This window comes from Aerosticca soli (genome assembly GCF_003967035.1).
In the GTDB taxonomy this organism is placed as follows: Bacteria; Pseudomonadota; Gammaproteobacteria; order Xanthomonadales; family Rhodanobacteraceae; genus Aerosticca; species Aerosticca soli.
In genome coordinates, this window is sequence record NZ_AP018560.1 from 739,456 (window position 1) to 761,571 (window position 22,116).

Below are 22,116 nucleotides of genomic sequence, written 5' to 3' on the forward strand. Positions count from 1 at the left end.
TTGGGATTCTCTTCTTGAGGGTCGATGCGGTCCAAAGGGCGTGGGGACCGCGTTGGGCGAGCGCCGTTTGTTGCCGGCACCGCGTCGAGCCTGGCCTTTCCCGCTGGGGTGAGGTCGCAGCGCTCCTCGACGGATGCTCGAAAAACCATTGTAACGCCGCGCCCCGGCGCGGGCATTTTCGCTAGGCTTGACGTTCTTTAGACGGAGATGCCGATGGAAGCCAGCCGCGAGTCCGACTACCTCTCCCACGATGGCCCCTTGCGCGAGGACGTCAACCGGCTTGGCACCCTGGTCGGCAACATGCTGGCCGAACAGGAGGGCGCGGATTTCTTCCATCGCGTGGAGTCCCTGCGTCAGGCGGCGATCCGCCGTCGGCGCGAGGGTGAGCCGGTAGCAGCGCTCGCCGCCGCGCTCACCGGCCTGCCGGCCGCGCAGGCCGAGGCCCTGGCGCGGGCCTTCGCGATCTATTTCCAGGCGGTCAACATCGCCGAGCGCGTGCACCGCATCCGCCGCCGTCGCGACTACCAGCGCGAGGGGCGTGGTCCGCAACCCGAGTCGCTGCGTGATGCGCTGCTCAAGCTTAAGGCGCAGGGCGTGCAGGCCGACGAGCTGCTCCGCTGGCTGACGCGGCTGCACGTGGAGCCGGTGTTCACCGCCCATCCCACCGAGGCGGTGCGGCGTTCGCTGCTGGAGAAGGAACAGATGATCGTGCGGGCGCTGATCGATGGCTTCGATCCCACCCGCACGCCGCAGGAGCGCGCCGAGGACGACGACCGCATCTTCATGGCGCTGTCCTCGGGCTGGCAGACCGCCGAGGCCTCACCGGTGCGCCCCAGCGTGCAGGACGAGCACCATCACGTCGGCTTCTACCTGGCCAACCCCATCTACCGCATCGTGCCGGCGTTCTACGAGGAACTCGCCAGCGCGCTCAACGACGTCTATGGCGTGGCGGTGGCCTTGCCGCGCCTGCTCACCTTCGCCACCTGGGTCGGCGGCGACATGGACGGCAATCCCAACGTCGGCGCCGACACCATCGCCAACAGCCTGGCCACCCAGCGTGCGCACGTGCTCGAGCACTATCTCGCCGACGTCGAGGCGCTGGCGCGGCTGCTGAGCCAGACCGAGGACCGCGTGCAGGTCTCCGACGCCCTGCGCGAGCGGCTGGCCGACTATCGCCGGCGCTTTCCGCAGGCGGCCGCGCGCATTCGCCCGCGCCATGCGGACATGCCCTACCGCTGCCTGCTGACGCTGATCCGCGCGCGCCTGGAGGCCACCCACCAGGACGGCCATCCGGAAGGCTATGCGTCCGCGGCGGAATTCGCTGGCGACCTGGAGCTTATCGATCGCAGCCTGATCGATCATCGCGGCCTGCACGCCGGCGCCTACGCGGTGCGCCGTGTGCTGCGCCGCGTGTGCACCTTCGGGTTCCATCTGGCGCGGCTGGACGTGCGCCAGGATTCGCGCGTGCACGACGAGGCGCTGGCGGCGCTGTTCGACGATGCGCAGTGGCCGCAGCGGCCGGCTTCGGAGCGTGCGCAGCGCCTGCGCGAGGCGGCCAGCGGCGAGGCGTCCTTCGCCGCCGTCGACGCCGCGGTGGTGAAGTCGCTGCACGATGTCTTCGCCACCCTGCACGAGGCACGCCGGCGCTACGGCAGCGCGGCGATCGGGCTTTACATCATCAGCATGGCGCGCTCGGCCGCCGACGTCCTGGCGGTGCTGGCGCTGGCGCGCTACGGCGGCCTGGTCGAGTCGGCCACCACGCCTTCTCCCCGCGGGGCAGCGGAAGCCAACGGCATCGTGCCGCTCGACATCGCGCCGCTGTTCGAGACCATCGATGATCTCAAGAACGCGCCGGCCACGCTGCGCGCGCTGCTGGACGACCCGGTCTATCGGGTGCACCTGTCCGCGCGCGGCGATCGCCAGTGGGTGATGCTGGGCTATTCGGACAGTGGCAAGGATGGCGGCACGCTGGCCTCGCGCTGGGCGTTGCAGCGCGCGCAGGTGGAACTCATGGAGGTGGCGCAGGCAGCCGGTGTCCGGCTCGCGTTCTTCCACGGCCGTGGCGGCTCGGCCAGCCGCGGCGGCGCGCGGCTCCTGCCGGCGCTGATGGCCTCGCCGCGCGGCTCGGTGGATGGCGTGCTGCGCGTCACCGAGCAGGGCGAGGTGATCCACCGCAAGTACGGCATCCGGGCGCTGGCGCTGCGCAATCTCGAGCAGGCCGTCGGCGCCACCCTGCGCGCGAGCCTACGCCCGCGCGAGGACGAGCCGCGCGAGGATCGCTGGCGCGCAACCATGCACGCGCTGGCCGATGAGAGCCGCCGGCATTACCGCGCGCTGGTCGAGCGGGAGGGCTTCGTCGACTACTTCCGCCTGGCCACGCCGATCGACGTCATCGAGCGCATGGCGCTGGGCTCGCGGCCGGCGCACCGGCGCAGCATGCGCGGCGTCGAGGATCTGCGCGCGATTCCGTGGGTATTCGCCTGGACCCAGTGCCGCGCCATCCTGACCGGCTGGTATGGCCTGGGCCATGCGTTGGCCTGGGGCGCCGAACGCCATGGCGAGGCGAGGCTCGTCGAGATGGCGCGCGACTGGCCGTTCTTCGTCAACCTGCTCGACGACGTGGCGATGGTGCTGGCCAAGTGCGATCTGGACATCGCCGAGGCCTTTTCGCATCTCGCAGGGCCGCTGCACGAGGCGTTCTTCCCGCTGGTGCGCGAGGAGTTCGCGCGTACCGTGTCCTGGGTCGAGCGACTGAAGGGCGGTGCACTGCTGGCGGACAACCCGCGGCTGGCGGTGTCGATCCGCCTGCGCAATCCCTATGTCGATCCGATGAGCCTGCTGCAGGTCGATCTGCTCGCCCGCTGGCGCGCGGGCGGGGCGGCGGACGATGCGCTGCTGCGTGCGCTGGTGGCCTGTGTCAACGGCGTCGCCCAGGGGCTGCAGAACACCGGCTGACGCGGTGCGCGCGGGCGATCGTGGCACGATAGCCGGCATCGGATTTCAAGGTGTCCAGCCATGTCCATCGCACCGGCGCTCGTGCGCACGCTTGCCGGGATCTTCGGCCCCGCGCTCGCCACCGACGAGCCGAGCCGCATCGCCTACGCCTATGACAACTCCCGCCGCCACGCCCTGCCCGATGCGGTGGTGTTTCCCACCGAACATGCGCAGGTGGAGGCGCTGGTGCGCGCCTGCCGCGAACACCGCACGCCGCTCGTCGCGCGCGGGCGCGGCAGCAATACCACCGGCGCCAGCGTGCCGATCGAAGGCGGCGTGGTGGCGAGCTTCGAGCGCATGAACCGCATCCTGCGCATCGATCCGGACGACCGCCTGGCGGTGGTCGAGCCCGGCGTGCTCAACGGCGATCTGCAGCGCGCGCTCGCGCCGCACGGCTTCTTCTGGCCGCCCGATCCGAGTTCGGCGCCCTGGTGCAGCATCGGCGGCAATCTCGCCTGCAATGCCGCCGGACCGCGCGCGGTGAAGTACGGCACGCCGCGCGAGAACACGCTGGGCCTGCGCGCGGTGGCCGGCACCGGCGAGGGTTTCCGCTGCGGCACGCACACCAGCAAGGGCGCGACCGGCTACGACCTGACGCGCCTTTTGATCGGCGCGGAAGGCACGCTCGCGTTGATCACCGAGGCCACGCTCAAGCTCACGCCGAAGCCGACCGAAGTGCGCACGCTGCGCGCCACCTTCCGCGACGTCGAATCGGCTGCGCACGCGGTGGCGCGGATCATGGCCCAGCCGGTGACGCCCTGCGCGCTGGAGTTCATCGACGAGGTGGCGCTCAAGCTCGCCCACGACCACGCGCCGGAGGCCGGCATCCCGCTCGCCGGCGCGCTCTTGATGATCGAGGTGGACGGCGAGCCCGCGGTGCTGCCGGCGGCGGTCGAGGCCGTCTCGCGCGCCGCCCGTGGCGAGGGGCTGGAGGAACTGCGCGTCGCCCGCGATGCCGCCGAGACGCAGGCGCTGTGGGCGGCGCGCAAGGCGCTCTCGCCGGCCCAGCGCACCATCGCGCCGGACAAGATCAACGAGGACGTGGTGGTGCCGGTCAGCCGCCTGCCCGCGCTCATCGCAGGCATCCGCAGGCTGGCCGCCCGGCACGACGTGCTGGTCGTCACCTTCGGCCATGCCGGCAACGGCAACCTGCACGTCAACCTGCTGCCGCGCGACGCCGCCGAGCGCGAGCGCGCACACGCCTGCCTCGCCGAGCTGTTCGCGCTGGTGGTGGCGCTGGAAGGCACGCTTTCGGGCGAGCATGGCATCGGCCTTGCCAAGCGGCCGTTCATGCCGCTCGCGCTGGAACCGGCGACGCTGGGATTGATGCGTGCGGTCAAGCACGCCTTCGACCCGGACGGCATCCTGAACCCCGGCAAGTTGCTGCCGTAGCGTCTTTCAGCCGCGCGCCGCGCCGGCGAGCAAACCCAGCGCAAAGAACAGGAACACCAGGCCGGCCGCGCCGTCGATCCAGCGCGCCGCGCGCAGGTAGCCACGGCGCAGGGCGGGACTGGTGAACACCCGCACCACCAGCGCGAACCAGGCCAGCGTCTCGGCCACTACCAGCAGCCACAGCCCCCAGCGTTCGGCCGCGCGCATGCCCGCGCCGGTGAAGGCGGAAAACACGCTGCCGAAATACACCAGCGCCTTGGGATTGGAGAGATTGGTCAGCAGGCCGGCGCGCAGGCTGGACCAGGCATCCTGCGGCAGCTTGGCGGCGGCTTGGCCACCGGCCACGCCGCGCCGGGCGGCCTCGAACAGCCGCAGGCCCAGCCAGAGGAGATACGCGCCGCCCGCGGCCATCAGCACCCGCTGCAGCCAGCGGTATCGGTGCAGCAGCCAGTCCAGACCGAGCAGGGCGAGCGCCGCCCACACCGCCACGCCGAGTGCGATGCCGACGACACCGGCCATGGCCTGTCGCCGCGAGCGGGCGAGCGCCGTCTGCGAGACGAAGAAGAAATCCGGCCCAGGGCTCATCAAGGCCAGCCACTGCACCAGGGCGACGCTCAGGAAAAGGTGCATGACGACTCGCCGGCTTGCCGGATGCGGCCCCCACCCGGCAGGGCGAGGGCCGTGCGTTCAGGCGCGCAGCGTGCTGCGCAGCAGATCGAACAGCACCTGCCAGTGGCGTTCGGCTGCCGCCGGCTGATAGGACGGATTGTCCGGGACTGCGAAGCCGTGGCGCGCGCCGGGATAGGTTTCGATCACGTGCGGCACGCCGGCTTCGCGCAGCGCCGCTTCCAGCCTTTCCTGCTGTTCCGGCGGGAAGCTCGGATCCTCGACCGCCACGCCCACGTATACCCGGCCGCGGATGCCGGCGACGAAGCGATGCGGGCTGTCCGGCGCCTCGCTGGCGAGATGCCCGCCGTGGAAAGAGGCGATGGCGGCGAAGCGCTCCGGAAAGCCGCCGGCCACGGTCAGCGCCACGTTGCCGCCCATGCAATAGCCGACGATGCCGTAGCGCGGCCCGGCGACCTCGGGGCGATGATCGAGGAAATCGAGGAAGGCCGCCGCATCGGCCAGCTTGCGGTCGCGGTCCAGGCTGCCCACCCGGCGCATCAGTTCCTGCATCAGTGAAGGATCGGCGAACACCTGCGCCGGCTCGAGCGGCTTCAGCGGCGCCAGGCGGTAGAAGAGATCGGGCAACAGCACCGCGTAGCCGTCGTCGGCCAGACACTGGGCCATCTTCTCCATGGTCGGGCGGATGCCGAAGGCGTCCATGCACAAGATGACGCCTGGCCACGGGCCGCCGCTCTCGGCCGGGGTGAACAACAGCGCCGGACAATGTCCATCGCGGGTCTGTAGGGTGGCTTGGATGCGCGACACGGCTTTGCGTCCTCGACGATGAGTAATCGGTTGGGAAGGGGATTGTAGGCACGCCGTCGCGCAGGCGGCCAGCACCGGCGGCATGCCTTACACTCTCATTTTTTGCTGTTGGCCCGTGCATGAAGACGCGTGTCTTGACCGGCATCACCACCACCGGTACCCCGCATCTTGGCAACTATGCCGGCGCGATCCGCCCCGCGGTGGCGGCCAGCCGGCGGCCGGACGTCGATGCCTTTTTCTTCCTCGCCGACTACCACGCGCTGATCAAGTGCGAGGACCCGGAACGCATCGCGCGCTCGCGGCTGCAAATCGCCGCGACCTGGCTCGCCGCCGGGCTCGATCCCGAGCGGGTCACCTTCTACCGCCAGTCGGACATTCCCGAGATTCCCGAGCTCACCTGGCTGCTGACCTGCGTCACCGCCAAGGGCCTGCTCAACCGGGCGCACGCCTACAAGGCGGCGGTGGACAAGAACCTCGAGGCGGGCGAGGACGCCGACGCCGGCATCAGCGCCGGGCTGTACATGTATCCGGTGCTGATGGCGGCGGACATCCTCGCCTTCAACGCGCATCAGGTACCGGTGGGACGCGACCAGATCCAGCACATCGAGATGGCGCGCGACATCGCCCAGCGCTTCAATCATCTCTACGGCGGCGAGTTCTTCGTGCTGCCGGAGGCGGCGATCGAGGAGCAGGTGGCGACGCTGCCGGGCCTGGACGGACGCAAGATGTCCAAGAGCTACGACAACACCATCCCGCTGTTCGAAGGCGGCACCCGCGCGCTGCGCGAGGCGGTGATGCGCATCGTCACCGACTCGCGTCTGCCCGGCGAGCCCAAGGATGCGCAGGGTTCGGCGCTCTACAGCATTTACCGCGCCTTTGCGAGCGAGGCGGAGAGCGCCGACTTCCGGCGGGCGCTGGAGCAAGGCATGGCCTGGGGCGAGGCCAAGGAGCGTCTGTTCCATAGGCTCGAGGCCGAGCTGGCGCCGATGCGCGCGCGCTATGAGGAACTCATCGCCCGCCCGGCGCAGATCGAGGCGATCCTGGACGAAGGCGCCCGCAAGGCCCGGGCAGTGGCCGCGCCGTTCCTTGCACGCCTGCGCGAGGCGGTGGGCCTGCGTGCGCCGCGCGATGGTGCAAGGACGACGACGGCCTCGACCGCCGCTGCGCCGCGGCCGCCGCGGCTGGTCAGCTTTCGCGACGAGGATGGCCGTTTCCGCTTCCGTCTGCTGGACAGTGCGGGCGAGGAATGTCTCTTGTCGCGGCCGTTTGCCGATCCCAAGGCGGCGGGCACGGTGCAAAAACGCCTGCGTGCCGGGGACGCGGCGCGATTGCGCGACGAAGGCCCGCGCTTCGTGCTCGAACTCGATGGCGAGGTGGTGGCCGAGGCGCCGGCACCCGCCGAACCCGGGGCGCGCGAGGCCGCGCGCACGCATCTCATGAAAGTCCTGGCGGAGCTGCGCGAGCAGTCCGAGGCCAAAGGCGGGCACTGAAAAAAACCATGCGCTATCTCGCCGTCCTGCTGTTGGCACCGTGGCTTCTGATCCTGGGCTGGCTGTACTGGGCTTTTCCGCGCGAGCTCGCGCGCACCGCGGGCCGGCGCGCATTCGACCTCGGCGTATTGCTCGCGGCCACGGTGGCGACTTTCGGCAGCGTGGTCTACGGCTTCGACCATGCGCCACTGCCGGCCAGCGGACCCTATGGCCGCGGCAGCGGGGCGATCTGGCAACAGGTGCTGCCGGCGCTCTACGGCTATGGGGCCTGCGTGGTGGTGCTCTTGCTCGGGGCGATCGTGCGTGGCGGCCTCTGGCGTGGCCGTCGCCGCCGCTGAATGGCAAACCGCGCCTCTTACCTGCTGTTCGGCGCATTTGCGGCGACAAGTCGCAAGAGCGCACGAAGGCCGCATGCTAGATTGCGCGCGCTTCGTGACAGGGGTGCAAGCCGATGGCGCGCGATACTTTCGATGATCTGCAGATGAGCTACGGTCGTTGCCTGCGCAACGGGCGCTTCATCGAGCGTTTCTACGAGATTTTCATGGCCAGCCACCCGCAGGTGCCGGCGCTCTTCGCCAACACCGACATGGGACGCCAATCATTGGCCTTGCGCCGCGGCATCAGCGCCGCGATCAGTCATGCCGGCGGCAGCATGCTGGCACAGCGGACGATGAACGAGATGGCCAAGGTACACAGCCGCAGCGGACGCGCGCCGGTGCCGGTCGCGCTCTATCCCTATTGGCTGGAAAGCCTGCTCAAGGCCGTGGCCGAGCACGATCCGCAATGCAACGACGCGCTGCTGCAGCGCTGGCGGGTGGCGATGGAACGCACCATCGCCTATTTCGTCGAGCATCACTGACGCCGCCCCCACTGCCGGGGGCGGCGGGGCCTCAGTTCGGCTGGGCCAGATCGTCCAGCAGCGCCTTGAGGAAGCGCGCCGCCTCGCCGCCGGTGGCGGCGCGATGGTCGAAGGTGAGTGAGATCGGGATGCGCCGGTGCACCTCGATGCCGCCCATCACCGCGACGACGTCGTAGCTGAGTTTGCCGGCGCCGACGATGGCCACGCACGGCGGCACCACCACGGGCGTGGCATAGCGGCCGGCGAACATGCCGAAGTTGGACAGGCTGATGGTGTAGCCGGACAGTTCCGAGGCGGGAATCGAGCGATCCTCGACCTGCGCGCGCAGGCGCGAGATGGCGGTGCGGATGCCGGCGCCGTCGAGCATGTCGGCGTTGCGCAGCGCGGGCACGAACAGGCCGTCCTCGGTGTCCACCGCGATGCCGATGTCCACATGCGGATGCAGCGTGCGGGTCAGGTTCTCACCGTCGAACCACGCATTGAGCGCCGGCACCGCCTTGCAGGCGGCGACGATGGCGCGCACCAGCCGCGCGGTGATGTCCTGCTTGCCGATCCAGGCGTGCAGGTCGGCATCGTCCACCAGCGTGGTCGGCACCACGTGGGCGTGCGCCTCGGCCATCACCCGCGCCATGTTGCGACGCACGCCCTTGAGCTGCTCGGGCTGACCGCGCACGGCCTGCGACGGCGGTGCGGTGCGTACCGGCTTGCCGGCCAGCGAGACCGTGGTGCGCTCGGATTGGGGCATGCTGCCGGGCGAAGCGGGCGGTACCTGACGCTGCGCCTCTGCCGCGCGCTCGCCGGCGGAAGGCGGCGAGGCGGGCGAGGCGGTGCCGGCCGCGGCGGCGTTTTTGACATCCTGCAGGGTGACCACGCCGCCGGCGCCGCTCGGGCGCACGCGGGTGAGGTCTACCTTCAGCTTCTTCGCCAGCGCCCGCACCGCCGGCACCGCCTTGACGCCGCCGACGTCGGCGGCCTGTTCGACGTGCACGGTGTTGCCGCTGACCATCGCCCCGACCACGGTGCCCTCGTCCTCACGATCGGGCTGGCCGGCCGTGACCGCGCCGCCCTCGTCGGAGGCGACGACCTTGCCCGCATGGTCCGGCGCCGGGCTGCCGACGCTCTTCTTCGCGCCATGATGATGGCCGGTGGGCTCGGCCTCGGCACGCTGCCGGGCATTGGGGTCGGGCTCGAAGTCGGCCAGCGGCGCGCCGGTCTCAATCACGTCGCCGGCCGCGCCATGGAGCTTCACCACCTTGCCGGTGTAGGGCGAGGGCACCTCGACCACGGCCTTGGCAGTCTCCATCGACACCAGCGGCGCATCGAGCTTGATGGTGTCGCCTTCCTTCACGTGCCACTCGACGATGGTGGCGTCAGGCAGGCCCTCGCCGAGGTCGGGCAGGTGGAAGGTCTTGATGTCGGCCATGGCGTTTATCCGAAACACGTGAACGGGAAGGGAATGGGGCAGCGGGCAGCGGGAAGGGTTGGCCCCTATGCCCGGTGCCCGGCGGAAAGTTCAGCCCGCCGCCAGCGCGCGTTTGGCGGCATCGACCACGCGCGCGGTGCTCGGCAGCTGCTTCATCTCCAGCCGATACAGCGGCGTGTGCACGTCGTAGCCGGTGACGCGCTCGACCGGGGCGAGCAGGTGGTAGAGGCATTCCTCGGCTACGCGCGCGGCGATCTCGGCACCGAAGCCGGCGGTCTTGGGCGCCTCGTGGACGATCACGCAGCGGCCGGTCTTGGCGACCGATTCGGCGATGGTGTCGAAATCCAGCGGTTTGAGCGTGGCGACGTCGATGACCTCGGCGCTGATGCCTTCCTGCGCCAACGCATCGGCGGCTTCCAGGCATTCCTTCACCTGCGCGCCCCAGGTCACCAGGGTGACGTCGCTGCCGTCGCGCAGCACGAAGCACACGTCCAGCGGCAAGGCCTCGCCGTCGTCGGGCACCTCTTCCTTGTACTGGCGATAGATGCGCTTGGGTTCGTAGAACACCACCGGGTCGGGATCGCGGATCGCCGCCAGCAGGAGGCCGTAGGCGCGCGCCGGCGAGGAAGGCAGCACCACGCGCAGACCCGGCACGTTGGTGAACAGGTGCTCGTTGGCTTCCGAGTGATGCTCGGGCGCATGGATGCCGCCGCCCCACGGCGCGCGGAACACCGCCGGGCAGGTGATGCGGCCGCGCGTGCGGTTGCGCATGCGCGCGGCGTGGCAGACGATCTGCTCCATCATCGGATAGATGAAGCCCTCGAACTGCGCCTCGGCCACCGGCTTCATGCCCTGCGCGGCCAGGCCAACGGTGACGCCGGCGATGGTGGTCTCGTCCAGCGGCGTGTCGATCACGCGCAGTTCGCCGAACCGCTGCTGCAAGCCCTGCGTGGCGCGGAACACGCCGCCGTTGACGCCGACGTCCTCGCCCAGCACGACGACCGAGTCGTCGTGCGCCATTTCATAGGCCAGCGCCTGGGTGACCGCTTCGATGAGGGTGATCTGGGCCATGGGTCAGTGCGCCTTCTGTTCCAGGGCGATGGCGAGCTCGCGCTGCCGGGCGAGATCGATGGGCAGTTCCGCGTAGGTGTAGTCGAACATCGCGGTGACTGGCTGCGTTTTGGTCTGGAGATAGGCGTTGACCTCGTTGTCCATCCATTCGTCGCACTCGGCCTTCCAGGCGGCTTCTTTCTCCTCGTCCCAGACGCCCTTGGCGGTGAGCCAGAGCTTGAGGCGCTTGAGCGGCTCGCGCGTCCAGGCGTCTTTCACCTCCTGTTCGCTGCGGTAACGGCGCGCGTCGTCGGCGGTGGTGTGGTCGGCGAGGCGATAGGTGATGAGTTCGAGCACGCTGCCGCCCTCGCCGTTGCGGGCGCGCTCGAGGGCGTCCTCCATGGCCTTGCGCACGGCGATGATGTCGTTGCCGTCGACCTGCAGGCAGAACAGGCCGGCGGCCAGACCCTTCTGCGCCAGCGTCGGCGCGCCGGTCTGGATCTTGCGTGGCACCGAGATCGCCCACTGGTTGTTGACGATCGCCGCCACCAGCGGCAGGCGTTGCGCGCCGGCGATGTTGATCGCGCCGTAGAAATCGCCCTTGGACGAGCCGCCGTCGCCGATCGTGCACACCGCCACGCGCTTCTCGCCGCGGATCTTGAAGGCGAGCGCGCTGCCGGCCGCGTGCAGGCACTGGGTGGCGATCGGCACGCTCCAGGCGAAGTCGTGGCGCGCCGGTTCCCGCTGGTAGTCGTTGCCGCGCTCGTCGCCGCCCCAGTACATGTACACCTCGCGCGGCTGCACGCCGCGATAGAGCTGCGCGCCGTATTCGCGGTAACTGATCGCGAGCACGTCCTCGGGTTTCATCGCGCTGCCGATGCCCACGTGCGCGGCCTCGTGGCCGAGACAGCTGGCATAGGTGCCGAGCTTGCCGGTGCGCTGCAGCGCCACCGACTTGGCGTCGAACACGCGGGTGGAGAGCATGAGCTTGTAGAGCTCGACCATGTGGTCGAGATCCTGCGCGAAGGCGGGCAGGTCGTCGCGGACCTGTTTGCCTTCGGCATCGAGATATTGCAGGTACTCGATCTCGAACTTGGCGACGACGGGCATGAGTGCGCTCCCGATGGACTGGTGGGGACGGGGGAAGCGACAGCCCATCCAGCGGGGCCTTGCGCGGTGAATCCCTCGGAAAGGACCGCCTTAGATAACAGGATGGCCCGGGGCCTCGCAAGGCACGGCGCAGCATCGCATGCGGCTAACATGCCGGCTCGGCTGAGCGAAAAGGCGCCTATGAACGACAACTTGCGTGCGCTCGAGACGGGCATCGAGACCGATCTCGAAGGCCGCCTCACCTATGGCGGTTACCTGCGCCTGGACCGGCTATTGACCGCGCAGCAGCCCCGCTCGGTACCGCCGCAGCACGACGAGATGCTGTTCATCGTGCAGCACCAGGTCAGTGAGCTGTGGCTCAAGCTGCTGATCCACGAGCTCAAGGCGGCGCTGGAACTGCTGCGCCGCGATGAGGTCTGGCGTACCCGCAAGGTGCTGGCGCGCTGCAAGACGGTGCTGCGCCAGCTCACCGAGCAGTGGGCCGTGCTGGAGACGCTGACGCCCTCGGAGTACCTGGGCTTTCGCGACAGCCTGGGGCCGGCCTCGGGCTTCCAGTCGCTGCAATACCGCATCGTCGAGTTTCTGCTCGGCAACAAGAACGCGGACATGCTGCGGGTGTTTGCCCACGACCCGGAAGGCCAGGCTGCGCTGCGTTCGGTGCTGGAGGCGCCCAGCCTGTACGAGGTATTTCTCGGTTATCTCGCCCGCTTCGGCCATGCGGTGCCGGCCAGCCAGCTCGATCGCGACTTTTCCCTGCCGCACGTGGCCGACCCAGCCCTGCTGGCGGTGTTCGAGCGCATCTACGGCGACACCGATCGCTACTGGCGCGAGTACGCGTTGTGCGAGGACCTGGTCGATCTGGAGACGCAGTTCCAGCTCTGGCGGTTCCGCCACCTGCGCACGGTGCAGCGGATCATCGGTTTCCGGCGCGGCACCGGCGGTTCCTCCGGCGTGTCGTTCCTCAAGAAGGCGCTGGATCTCGAGTTTTTCCCCGAGCTGTTCGCCGTGCGCGGCACGCTGGCGTCGCCGCCATAGCGCCTTCCGACGGCGATCCCCTTCAAGCCGTGCCGTAGACCCGCTCGAGCTGCGCGGCTGCCGCATTGACCCGCGCGATGCCGGTCGACTGTGTCGAGGCATCCGCGCAGATGCTGCCGTTCAGGCGGCTGGCCTCGGTGATCGAGGCCAGGATGTGGCCCATGGCCTGGCCGGTGTGTTCGACCAGGGTGGTACCCTCGTCGACCCGCTGCTGCGCGTTGGCGATCAGGTCGCGGATTTCCTGCGAGGCGGCGCGGCTGCGGCGCGACAGGTTGCGCACCTCCTCGGCGACCACGGCAAAGCCGCGCCCCGCCTTGCCGGCCTGGGCCGCCTCGACCGCCGCATTGAGCGAAAGCAGGTTGGTCTGGAAGGCGATGGCCTCGATGATCTCGAGGATGCCGCCGATGGATTGGGCGCTCTCGCGGATCGCCGCCATGGTGTTGATCACGTCCTGCATGGCGCGGCTGCCGTCCTCGGCGGCATGCATTGCCCGGCGGGCCACCTCGTTGGCCTGGTCGGCCCGCGCGGCGCTGTTCAGCACCGCCTCGGAAAGGCCGCGGACCTCGCGCTGCAGGGTCTGCGCGGCCACCGTCTGCGCAGTGATGTCGGTGGCGTACTTGACTACTTTCACCGGCCGGCCGGAGGCATCGAGTATCGGGTTGTAGGTCGCCTGGATCCACACTTCGCGACCGCCCTTGCCGAGTCGGCGGTAGACCGCCGAGTCGTAGGTGCCCTGCCGCAGGCGTTGCCAGAAGGCCTGGTATTCGGGGCGTGCGGCCTCGGACGGCTCGACGAAGATGCGATGGTGCCGGCCGGCCACTTCCTCCAGCCGGTAACCCATCATGTTCAGGAAGACCGGGTTGGCGTTCAGGATGGTGCCGTCCAGGTCGAACTCCGCCACGCCCTGGGCGCGGTCGATGGCGCGCAGCCGGCCGTCCATGTCGGCGGCGGCCTGGCGCTGCGCGGTGACGTCCATCGCAAACTTGACGATGCGGCGGACGCGGCCACGGCGGTCGGTCAAGGGCAGGTAGGAGGCCCGCAGCCAGACCTCGCGCCCATCGCGGGCCAGGCGCCGGAAGAGCCCGCTGCGAGGCTCGCCGGCGCCCAGACGTTGCCAATGTTCGCGATAGTCCTCGCCATCGGCTTCCTCGGCGCTCACCAATAGCCGATGGTGCTGGCCGACGAGCTCCTCGCGCCGGTAGCCCATGATCTCCAGAAACAGCGCATTGGCGTGACGGATGGTGCCATCCGGCGCGAATTCAATGATGGCCTGGACGTGATCGAGGGCCGCCAGGCGCCGCGCCGCATCGCGCGAGGGAAGGCTGAGACGGAAGGGCAGTCGCATGGGTTGGCGTACACCGGATGGGAAGGGGCGTCTGCTCTTTTCGGCAGCATTTTTGGTTTCTTTAGCAGATTTGGCATTTTTTAACGGATTGTGACGCAGTTCGCCAAACCGGGGCCCGCAGCGGCGAGGTATCCGCCTATCCTCCCCGCCATGACGGATCAGACGCATCAAGGCACTGCGCCGCCACAGGCCCCATCCGGCGAGGCGGTGATGACTACGCGCGAGGCCGCGCGGCTGCTCGGCGTGTCCATCGGTACGGTGCAGAAATGGGTCGAGACCGGGGCGCTCGCGGCGTGGAAGACGCCGGGCGGCCACCGGCGCTTGCGGCGCGGTGCCGTGCTCGGCCTGCTCTCCAGCCATGCCACGCCGGCTGGCAGTGCGGCGGACGCGGCGGAATTCGTCGCCGCAAGCGCGCCGGATTACCCGGTCGGTCCCGATGAGTCCGAGCGCCTGGCGGCCTTGCGCCGCTCGGGCCTGTTCGGCAGCGGGCCCGATGCGGTGTTCGATCGCATCGTGCGTGTCGCCGCCCAGCTGACCGACGCCCCGCTCGCCCTGCTGACCCTGCTCGGCAGTCGCCGGCAGTGGTTCAAGTCGCGTCTGGGCACGGAGCTTGCGGAGACGCCGCGGGCCTGGGCCTTCTGCAACCACACCATCCTGGCGCCGAGGCTGCTGGTGGTGCATGACGCCGCCGGCGATCCGCGCTTTGCCGCCAATCCGCTGGTGACCGGCCCGACGCAACTACGCTTCTACGCCGGCATGGCGCTGCGCGATCCCGACGGCTTCGCGCTCGGGGCGCTGTGCGTGCTGGACAGCCGTCCGCGCCAGCTGTCGTCGGGTCAGCGGCAGGCGTTCGGCGAGCTGGCGGCGCTGGCCGCCGACCGCCTGCGTGGGATGCTTCAGCCCCGTTGATGCCCGTGCGTGCGGCCGGCGCGCGCATCCTGCCAGCGCCAGTCGCGGATGTCGGGCAGGTCGATGCCGTATTCGCTGACGTAGAGCCGGTGCCGCTCGATGTCCGACCAGTAGCGCTGCACGGCCGCCTCGCGCAGCGGTGCCAGACGCGGCACGCGCAGGATGACGTCGAGCGCGAGCTGGAAGCGGTCGAGGTTGTTGAGCACCAGCATGTCGAACGGCGTCGTCGTGGTGCCTTCCTCGCGATAGCCGCGCACGTGGAAGTTGTCGTGGTTGTGCCGGCGATAGGTGAGCTTGTGGATCACCGTGGGATAGCCGTGGAAGGCGAAGATCACCGGCTTGTCGCGGGTGAACAGGCGGTCGAACTGGTCGTCGCTCATGCCGTGCGGATGCTCGCCCACCGGTTCGAGCACCATCAGGTCGACCACGTTGACCACGCGCACGCGCAGGTCGGGCACGTACTCGCGCAGCAGCATGACCGCGGCCAGCGTCTCCATGGTCGGCACGTCGCCGGCGCAGGCCATCACCACCTCCGGGTCCTCCGCCGCGCTGCTGGCCCAGTCCCAGATGCCGGCGCCGGCGGTGCAGTGGCGCACCGCCGTTTCCATGTCCAGCCACTGCCAGGCCGGCTGCTTGCCGGCGATGATCACGTTGATGTAATGGCGGCTGCGCAGGCAGTGGTCGGCCACCGAGAGCAGGCAGTTGGCGTCCGGCGGCAGGTACACCCGCACGACTTCGGATTTCTTGTTGATGACGTGGTCGATGAAGCCCGGGTCCTGGTGCGAGAAACCGTTGTGGTCCTGCCGCCACACGTGCGAGGAGAGCAGATAGTTGAGCGAGGCGATCGGCGGACGCCAGTTCAGCTTGCGGGTCACCTTCAGCCACTTGGCGTGCTGGTTGACCATCGAGTCGACGATGTGGATGAACGCCTCGTAGCAGTTGAACAGGCCGTGCCGGCCGGTGAGCAGGTAGCCTTCCAGCCAGCCCTGGCACTGGTGTTCGCTCAGGATCTCCATCACCCGCCCGTCCGGGGCGAGGTCGACGTCGGTCGGCAGGGTTTCCTCCATCCAGGTCTTGACGCTGGCCGCATAGACCGCGTCCAGCCGGTTGGAGGCGGTTTCGTCCGGGCCGAACAGGCGGAAGTTGGCCTGTGGCAGGCTGCGCGCCATCACCTCGCGCAGCCACTGGCCGAGCACGCGGGTGGCCTCGGCCTCGAGCTGGCCGGGTTGCCGGACGTCGAGCGCGTAGGCGCGGAAATCGGGCAGGTCGAGCGGTTGGAGCAGCTCGCCGCCGTTGGCATGCGGGTTGGCGCCCATGCGCCGGCGGCCGGTCGGCGGCAGCGCGGCCAGATCGTCGCGCAGCCGGCCGTCGCGGTCGAACAGCTCATGCGGCCGGTAGCTGCGCAGCCAGTCCTCCAGCACCTTGCGCTGCGCCGCATCGCGCGGGCGCGGCAAGGGCACCTGGTGCGCGCGCCAGGTGCCTTCCACCGGCAGGCCGTCCACTGCCTTCGGGCCGGTCCAGCCCTTGGGCGTGCGCAGGATGATCATCGGCCAGCGCGGCCGCGGCAGCGGGCCGCCGCCTGTCCGTGCGCTGCGCTGGATGCGCCCGATCGCGCGGATCGCCTTGTCCAGCGCCGCGGCGAAGGCGCGGTGCATCGTCGTCGGATCATCGCCGGCCACCACGATCGGCGCATGGCCGTAACCGCTGAAGAGCTGGATCAGCTCGCGCTCGGGAATGCGGGCGAGCACGGTCGGGTTGGCGATCTTGTAGCCGTTCAAGTGCAGGATCGGCAGCACCGCGCCGTCGCGCAGCGGATTGATGAACTTGTTGGAATGCCAGCCGGTCGCGGCCGGCCCGGTTTCCGCCTCGCCGTCGCCGACGACGCAGCTGACGATGAGCCCGGGGTTGTCGAAGGCCGCGCCGTAGGCGTGCGAAAGCGCGTAGCCGAGCTCGCCGCCCTCGTGGATCGAGCCCGGCGTTTCCGGGGCGACGTGACTGGGCACGCCGTAGGGCCAGGAAAACTGCCGGAACAGCTGGCGCAGGCCGGCACGGTCGCGGCTGATGTGCGGGTAGACCTCGGTGTAGGAGCCTTCCAGGTAGGTATGCGCGACCAGGCCCGGGCCGCCGTGCCCGGGACCGATCACGTAGATCATGTCCAGGTCGTACTGGCGGATCGCGCGGTTGAGGTGGGTGTAGATGAAGTTGAGCCCGGCGGTCGTCCCCCAGTGGCCGAGCAGGCGCTGCTTGATGTGGGCATCGGCCAGCGGCTCTTCCAGCAGCGGGTTGTCGCACAGGTAGATCTGGCCGACGGTGAGGTAGTTGGCCGCGCACCAGTAGTCGTGCATGCGGCGGAGCAGGTCGTCGGATAGGGCGGGCATGGTGGCGTCCTTGGGGCAGCGGGGAGGGGCTTGCCCATATAGGACGCCGCCGACGTGAACGATATGTGTAGCTTCAGCAGAGGTCCTGGCAGAGCTTGTCCAGGATGCGGGCGAGCCAGCGCCGTTCCTCCTCGTCAAGCCGGGCCAGCACGGCGCGTTCGCGGGCACGCGCCATCGGGGCGACCTTGTCGTGGATCTTCCAGCCCGCCGCGGTGAGGGCGAGCACCGAGCGGCGCTTGTCGCCGGCATGGGTGGTGCGGCGCACGCGTCCGGCGGCGACCAGGCGCGCCAGCGCCCGGCTCACCGCCACCTTGTCCATCGCCGTGCGTTCGGCCACCTCGCGGGCGGACAGGCCCTCGAAGCGCGCCAGCACCGCCATCACCCGCCATTCGGTCATCGACAGGTCGAACTCGCGCTGGTACTCGTCGGCGATCGACTGGCTGATGGTGTTGGACAGCACCGACAGCCGGTAGGGCAGGAAATGCTCGAGTTCGAGCGGGGCGTGATCGGATCCGGCCGGTGCCGGTTTGCGTGCTGCGCTCATGCGGCGCCGTTCCTTGCAAATGGTTACAGATGAAACTATAAAACCCGCGCATCGATGGTTTCCCGGCCGCCCCGTCGGCAGGGCAGCGCCCCGCGACCGCCTTGTCGCCGACTCACCCCAGCCCCTTTCGGAGGACACGCCGATGAACGCCCAGCCCAACCTCGGCATGCAGGTCACCACGTTCGAGAACCCGATGGGCATCGACGGCTTCGAGTTCGTCGAGTTCGCCGCGCCGGCCGGCCGGGCCGGCGAGTTGCACGAGCTCTTCCGCAAGATGGGGTTCAGCGCGGTGCTCCGGCACGTGTCGCGACCGATCACCGTGTACCGCCAGGGCGGGGTGAACTTCCTGGTCAACGAGGACCCGGACGCCTTCGCCGCCGAGTTCGCCGCACAGCACGGCCCGTGCGCGTGCGGTTTCGCGATCCGTTTCCGCCGGCCGGCCGGTGAGGTGCATCGGCGCGTGCTCGAACTCGGCGCCAGCGAGCCGGGGCGGGCCGCGACGCGCGCGGTGGACGCGCCGGTGATCGAGGGCATCGGCGGCGCCATGCTCTATCTCGTCGACCGCTACGGCGAGCGCGGCAGCATCTACGACGGCGACTACCGGCCGGTGCCGGGCGCCGAGCCGAACCCGAAGGGTTTTGGGCTCACCTTCATCGACCATCTCACCCACAACCTCTATTTCGGCCACATGCAGCAGTGGTCGGACTACTACGAGCGGCTGTTCAATTTCCGCGAGATCCGCTATTTCGACATCAAGGGCGCCAAGACCGGCCTGGTGTCCAAGGCGATGACCGCGCCCGACGGCATCGTGCGCATTCCGCTCAATGAGTCGTCCGACCCCAAGAGCCAGATCAACGAGTTCCTGGAGGCCTACCACGGCGAGGGCATCCAGCACGTGGCCCTGTTCACCGACGACATCTACGCCACGGTGGAGGCGATGCGCGCGGCCGGGGTGAGCTTCCTCGACACGCCCGATGCGTACTACGAAGTGATCGACCGGCGCATTCCCAACCACGGCGAGGACGTGGCGCGTCTGCGTCGCAACAAGATCCTGATCGACGCGGACCCGGACACCAAGCAGCGCAAGCTGTTGCAGATCTTCACCGAGAACGTGATCGGCCCGATCTTCTTCGAGATCATCCAGCGCAAGGGCAACGAGGGTTTCGGCGAGGGCAACTTCCAGGCGCTGTTCGAGTCGATCGAGCGCGACCAGATGCGGCGCGGCGTGCTGTGAGCGCACGCCGCGCCGATCCGGCTCAAGCATGGAAGCCGTGCATCATGGCGCCGAGCATCGAGGCGAAGAAGCTGAAATAGACCACCATCAGCACGATGCCGACCAGATACAGCACGCCCTGGATGACGAAATAGGTGCGCAGCTTGGCCAGCGACTCCTTCAATGCGGCGGCATCGCCTTGCAACTGGGCGCGTTCGATGGCGCTGGAGGACTGCAGCAGCAGCACGCCGATCCAGATCGGCAGCCAGGCGACGAGAATGCCGACGATGGTGATGGCGGTGAGCGCGCCCTGGATGATGAAGATGATGCCCACGAACTTCATCCAGCCCTTGCCCGAAGCGAGCGGCTGGGCGAGATCGCGTACGGATTGGCCGGGCGCGGCCTGGCCGAGGGCGGAAAAGGCGTCCGTCATGAGGTTTCCCCTGAAAGTGATGGCTGTCGATGCCGCGCCCCCTTGGCGCGGCCAGCGCAAGATTAACGGCAATGGCGCCGCTTTCGGAGCGGGCCAGGATCGGAGGCGGTCATGACGGTGTCCGGGCAGTGGCGTTATCAATCCGGTTTCGGCAACGAGTTCGCCAGCGAGGCGCTGCCCGGCGTGCTGCCGGTGGGGCAAAACTCCCCGCAGCGTGTGGCCCACGGTCTCTATGCCGAACAATTGTCCGGTACCGCGTTCACCGCGCCGCGGCATGCCAACCGGCGCAGCTGGCTCTATCGCATCCGTCCGGCGGTGATGCACGAGCCGTTCGCGCCGCGCGATCACGCGACTTTCCACAACCGTTTTAACGAGGCCCTGGCCACGCCCAACCAGCTGCGCTGGGATCCGTGGCCGCTGCCCGCGGCACCGACGGATTTCCTCGATGGCCTGGTCACCGTGGCCGGCAACGGCGGGCCGGACGAGCAGGCCGGCATCGGCATCCACGTCTACGCGGCGAACCGTTCGATGGAAGGGCGGTTTTTCTATGATGCCGATGGCGAGCTCTTGATCGTGCCGCAGCAGGGCCGGTTGCGGCTGGCCACCGAGTTAGGCGTGCTCGAGGTGGCGCCGCTGGAGATCGCCGTGGTCCCGCGCGGCGTGCGTTTTCGCGTGGAACTGCTGGACGAGGTGGCGCGCGGCTACGTGGCGGAGAACTTCGGCGCGCTGCTCAAGCTGCCGGATCTGGGCCCCATCGGCGCCAATTCGCTGGCGCTGCCGCGCGACTTCCTCACGCCGTTGGCGGCCTACGAGGACGTCGAGGGCGACTTCGCCCTCATCGCCAAGTTCGGCGGCGCGCTGTGGCAGGCGAGGATCGGCCACTCGCCGCTGGACGTGGTCGCCTGGCACGGCAACTACGCGCCGTACAAGTACGACCTCACCCGCTTCAACACGGTCGGCTCGATCAGCGTGGACCATCCGGACCCGTCGATCTTCACCGTGCTCACCTCGCCCAGCGACACGCCCGGCACCGCGAACATGGACTTCGTGATCTTCCCGCCGCGCTGGCTGGTCGCCGAGCACACCTTTCGCCCGCCGTATTTCCACCGCAACGTGGCCAGCGAGTTCATGGGTCTGATCGAGGGCGCCTATGACGCCAAGGCCGGCGGTTTCGCGCCGGGCGGCATGAGCATCCACAACGGCATGAGCGGGCATGGCCCGGACGCGGTGAGCTTTGAAAAAGCGAGCGCAGCCGACACCACGGTGCCCGACCATCTCACCCACACCATGGCCTTCATGTTCGAGACGCGCAAGGCGCTGCGCGTCACCCGACAGGCGCTCGACTCGCCGCAGCTGCAGCGTGACTACTGGCGCTGCTGGCAGGGTCTGCGCAAGATGTTCGATCCGGCGCGGCCCTGATCGGCCGCCGCCCAGCACGCAAGCGAGGTCGCATGAAACTCGGCACTCTCAAGCAAGGCGGCCGCGACGGCACGCTGATCGTGGCCTCGCGGGACCTGTCGCGGGCGGCGCGCGCGGCCGGCATCGCGCCGACGCTGCAGGTGGCGTTGGACGACTGGCACCGCGTCGCGCCGCGGCTCAACGCCCTGTACGCCGAGGTCGAGGACGGCAGCGCGTCGGGTCTGTTCGCGCTGGATGTGAACGCGCTGGCCGCGCCGCTGCCGCGCGGCTACGAGTTCGTCGACGGCTCGGCCTATCTGCCGCACGTCGAGCGCGTGCGGCGCGCGCGCGGCGCCGAGGTGCCGGCGAGCTTCTACACCGATCCCCTGATGTACCAGGCCACCAGCGCCGGTTTTCTGGGTCCGTGCGATGCCATCGTGGTGCCCGACGAGGCCTTCGGCATCGATCTGGAGGCCGAGGTGGTGGTGGTCACCGACGACGTGCCGATGGGCGTGACGCCGGCGGCCGCCGCCGCGCACATCCAGCTCGTCGGCCTGGTCAACGACGTCTCGCTGCGCAACCTGATCCCGGGCGAGCTCGCCAAGGGCTTCGGCTTCCTGCAGAGCAAGCCGCGCTCGGCGCTGTCGCCGGTGTTCGTCACCCCCGACGAATTGGGCGACGCCTGGCGTGGCGCGAAACTGCACCTGCCGATGCGCACCTTCATCAACGGCCGGTGGTTCGGCGAACCCGATTGCGGCACGGACATGCAGTTCAGCTTCGCCGAGCTGATCGCGCACGCGGCGCGCACGCGGCCGCTCGCGGCGGGCACCCTGGTCGGTTCGGGCACCATCGCCAACCAGGACACCGCCAAGGGCGCCTCGTGCCTGGCCGAGCAGCGCACGATCGAGACGCTGCGCGACGGCGCGCCGGTCACGCCGTTCCTGAAATTCGGCGACCGCGTCCGCATCGAGGTGCTCGATCGCGACGGCCGGTCCGTCTTCGGCGCCATCGAACAGACGGTCGCGCCGCAGCGGGGATGAACGCCGCCTGCGGCAAACCGTCCCGCCGCGCACGACCGCGGCCGGTCTTGACCGGCGTCAACACCCGCT

General features: G+C 69.3%; 19 protein-coding genes and 1 riboswitch. Of the genes, 10 read left to right on the plus strand and 9 right to left on the minus strand.

The features are described from left to right. Positions 1-51 precede the first annotated feature (51 nt). Positions 52-134: riboswitch (S-adenosyl-L-homocysteine riboswitch) on the minus strand. Between the two features lie 79 nt (positions 135-213). Both ppc and ALSL_RS03375 read left to right on the plus strand, forming a co-directional pair. Further along, positions 214-2,955, plus strand: coding sequence for a phosphoenolpyruvate carboxylase (gene ppc, locus ALSL_RS03370; RefSeq protein WP_126536423.1), 2,742 nt, complete (start codon positions 214-216; stop codon positions 2,953-2,955). A gap of 60 nt (positions 2,956-3,015) precedes the next feature. Further along, positions 3,016-4,386, plus strand: a complete 1,371-nt coding sequence (locus ALSL_RS03375) for an FAD-binding oxidoreductase (protein WP_126536425.1) — start codon at positions 3,016-3,018, stop codon at positions 4,384-4,386. A 6-nt stretch (positions 4,387-4,392) separates the two neighbouring features. Here the strand turns inward: ALSL_RS03375 and ALSL_RS03380 are convergent, their stop codons facing one another. Beyond that, positions 4,393-5,016, minus strand: a complete 624-nt coding sequence (locus ALSL_RS03380) for a LysE family transporter (RefSeq protein WP_126536427.1) — start codon at positions 5,014-5,016, stop codon at positions 4,393-4,395. 57 nt (positions 5,017-5,073) lie between these two features. Continuing rightward, a complete protein-coding gene (locus tag ALSL_RS03385; RefSeq protein WP_198410670.1) occupies positions 5,074-5,820 on the minus strand; it encodes a dienelactone hydrolase family protein in 747 nt (248 codons plus the stop codon). A 119-nt stretch (positions 5,821-5,939) separates the two neighbouring features. On the opposite strand from ALSL_RS03385, the gene ALSL_RS03390 reads away from it, so the two are divergent. The 3 genes from ALSL_RS03390 (at position 5,940) to ALSL_RS03400 (ending at position 8,169) form a co-directional block, all read left to right on the plus strand. Then, entirely contained in the window at positions 5,940-7,310 is a 1,371-nt protein-coding gene (locus ALSL_RS03390) for a tryptophan--tRNA ligase (protein ID WP_126536431.1), read from the plus strand. A gap of 8 nt (positions 7,311-7,318) precedes the next feature. Beyond that, positions 7,319-7,648, plus strand: coding sequence for a hypothetical protein (locus ALSL_RS03395; RefSeq protein WP_126536433.1), 330 nt, complete (start codon positions 7,319-7,321; stop codon positions 7,646-7,648). 113 nt (positions 7,649-7,761) lie between these two features. Next, complete coding sequence (locus tag ALSL_RS03400; RefSeq protein WP_126536435.1) at positions 7,762-8,169, plus strand: globin; 408 nt, start codon at positions 7,762-7,764, stop codon at positions 8,167-8,169. A 31-nt stretch (positions 8,170-8,200) separates the two neighbouring features. On the opposite strand, the gene ALSL_RS03405 is transcribed toward ALSL_RS03400, so the two are convergent. The 3 genes from ALSL_RS03405 to pdhA all read right to left on the minus strand — a co-directional run bounded on the left by ALSL_RS03405 (position 8,201) and on the right by pdhA (position 11,752). Then, complete coding sequence (locus ALSL_RS03405) at positions 8,201-9,592, minus strand: dihydrolipoamide acetyltransferase family protein (protein WP_126536440.1); 1,392 nt, start codon at positions 9,590-9,592, stop codon at positions 8,201-8,203. 90 nt (positions 9,593-9,682) lie between these two features. Then, on the minus strand, positions 9,683-10,663 hold the full coding sequence (locus ALSL_RS03410) for an alpha-ketoacid dehydrogenase subunit beta (protein WP_126536442.1): 981 nt from the start codon (positions 10,661-10,663) through the stop codon (positions 9,683-9,685). Positions 10,664-10,666: 3 nt separating this feature from the next. Continuing rightward, positions 10,667-11,752, minus strand: coding sequence for a pyruvate dehydrogenase (acetyl-transferring) E1 component subunit alpha (pdhA, locus tag ALSL_RS03415; protein ID WP_126536444.1), 1,086 nt, complete (start codon positions 11,750-11,752; stop codon positions 10,667-10,669). Positions 11,753-11,932: 180 nt separating this feature from the next. Between pdhA and ALSL_RS03420 the strand changes: the two genes are divergently transcribed. Then, complete coding sequence (locus ALSL_RS03420) at positions 11,933-12,787, plus strand: tryptophan 2,3-dioxygenase (protein ID WP_126536446.1); 855 nt, start codon at positions 11,933-11,935, stop codon at positions 12,785-12,787. A gap of 22 nt (positions 12,788-12,809) precedes the next feature. On the opposite strand, the gene ALSL_RS03425 is transcribed toward ALSL_RS03420, so the two are convergent. Continuing rightward, a complete protein-coding gene (locus ALSL_RS03425) occupies positions 12,810-14,132 on the minus strand; it encodes a methyl-accepting chemotaxis protein (RefSeq protein WP_161970924.1) in 1,323 nt (440 codons plus the stop codon). A 210-nt stretch (positions 14,133-14,342) separates the two neighbouring features. Between ALSL_RS03425 and ALSL_RS03430 the strand changes: the two genes are divergently transcribed. Beyond that, entirely contained in the window at positions 14,343-15,041 is a 699-nt protein-coding gene (locus tag ALSL_RS03430) for a GAF domain-containing protein (protein WP_198410671.1), read from the plus strand. Here ALSL_RS03430 and ALSL_RS03435 read toward each other — a convergent pair. Next, positions 15,029-17,419 carry a phosphoketolase family protein gene (locus ALSL_RS03435; RefSeq protein WP_126536452.1) on the minus strand — a complete coding sequence of 797 codons (2,391 nt, stop codon included), beginning with the start codon at positions 17,417-17,419 and terminating at the stop codon, positions 15,029-15,031. The genes ALSL_RS03430 and ALSL_RS03435 overlap by 13 nt on opposite strands. Positions 17,420-17,492: 73 nt before the next feature. Next, a complete protein-coding gene (locus tag ALSL_RS03440; RefSeq protein ID WP_126536453.1) occupies positions 17,493-17,963 on the minus strand; it encodes a MarR family winged helix-turn-helix transcriptional regulator in 471 nt (156 codons plus the stop codon). Between the two features lie 142 nt (positions 17,964-18,105). Between ALSL_RS03440 and hppD the strand changes: the two genes are divergently transcribed. Further along, entirely contained in the window at positions 18,106-19,197 is a 1,092-nt protein-coding gene (gene hppD / locus ALSL_RS03445) for a 4-hydroxyphenylpyruvate dioxygenase (protein ID WP_126536455.1), read from the plus strand. Positions 19,198-19,219: 22 nt separating this feature from the next. Here hppD and ALSL_RS03450 read toward each other — a convergent pair whose 3' ends face one another. Continuing rightward, positions 19,220-19,609, minus strand: a complete 390-nt coding sequence (locus ALSL_RS03450) for a DUF5362 domain-containing protein (protein ID WP_126536457.1) — start codon at positions 19,607-19,609, stop codon at positions 19,220-19,222. 111 nt (positions 19,610-19,720) lie between these two features. Between ALSL_RS03450 and hmgA the strand changes: the two genes are divergently transcribed. Then, a complete protein-coding gene (gene hmgA / locus ALSL_RS03455; RefSeq protein WP_126536459.1) occupies positions 19,721-21,028 on the plus strand; it encodes a homogentisate 1,2-dioxygenase in 1,308 nt (435 codons plus the stop codon). A gap of 32 nt (positions 21,029-21,060) precedes the next feature. Continuing rightward, positions 21,061-22,047, plus strand: a complete 987-nt coding sequence (locus tag ALSL_RS03460) for a fumarylacetoacetate hydrolase family protein (RefSeq protein WP_126536461.1) — start codon at positions 21,061-21,063, stop codon at positions 22,045-22,047. Positions 22,048-22,116: the final 69 nt, after the last annotated feature.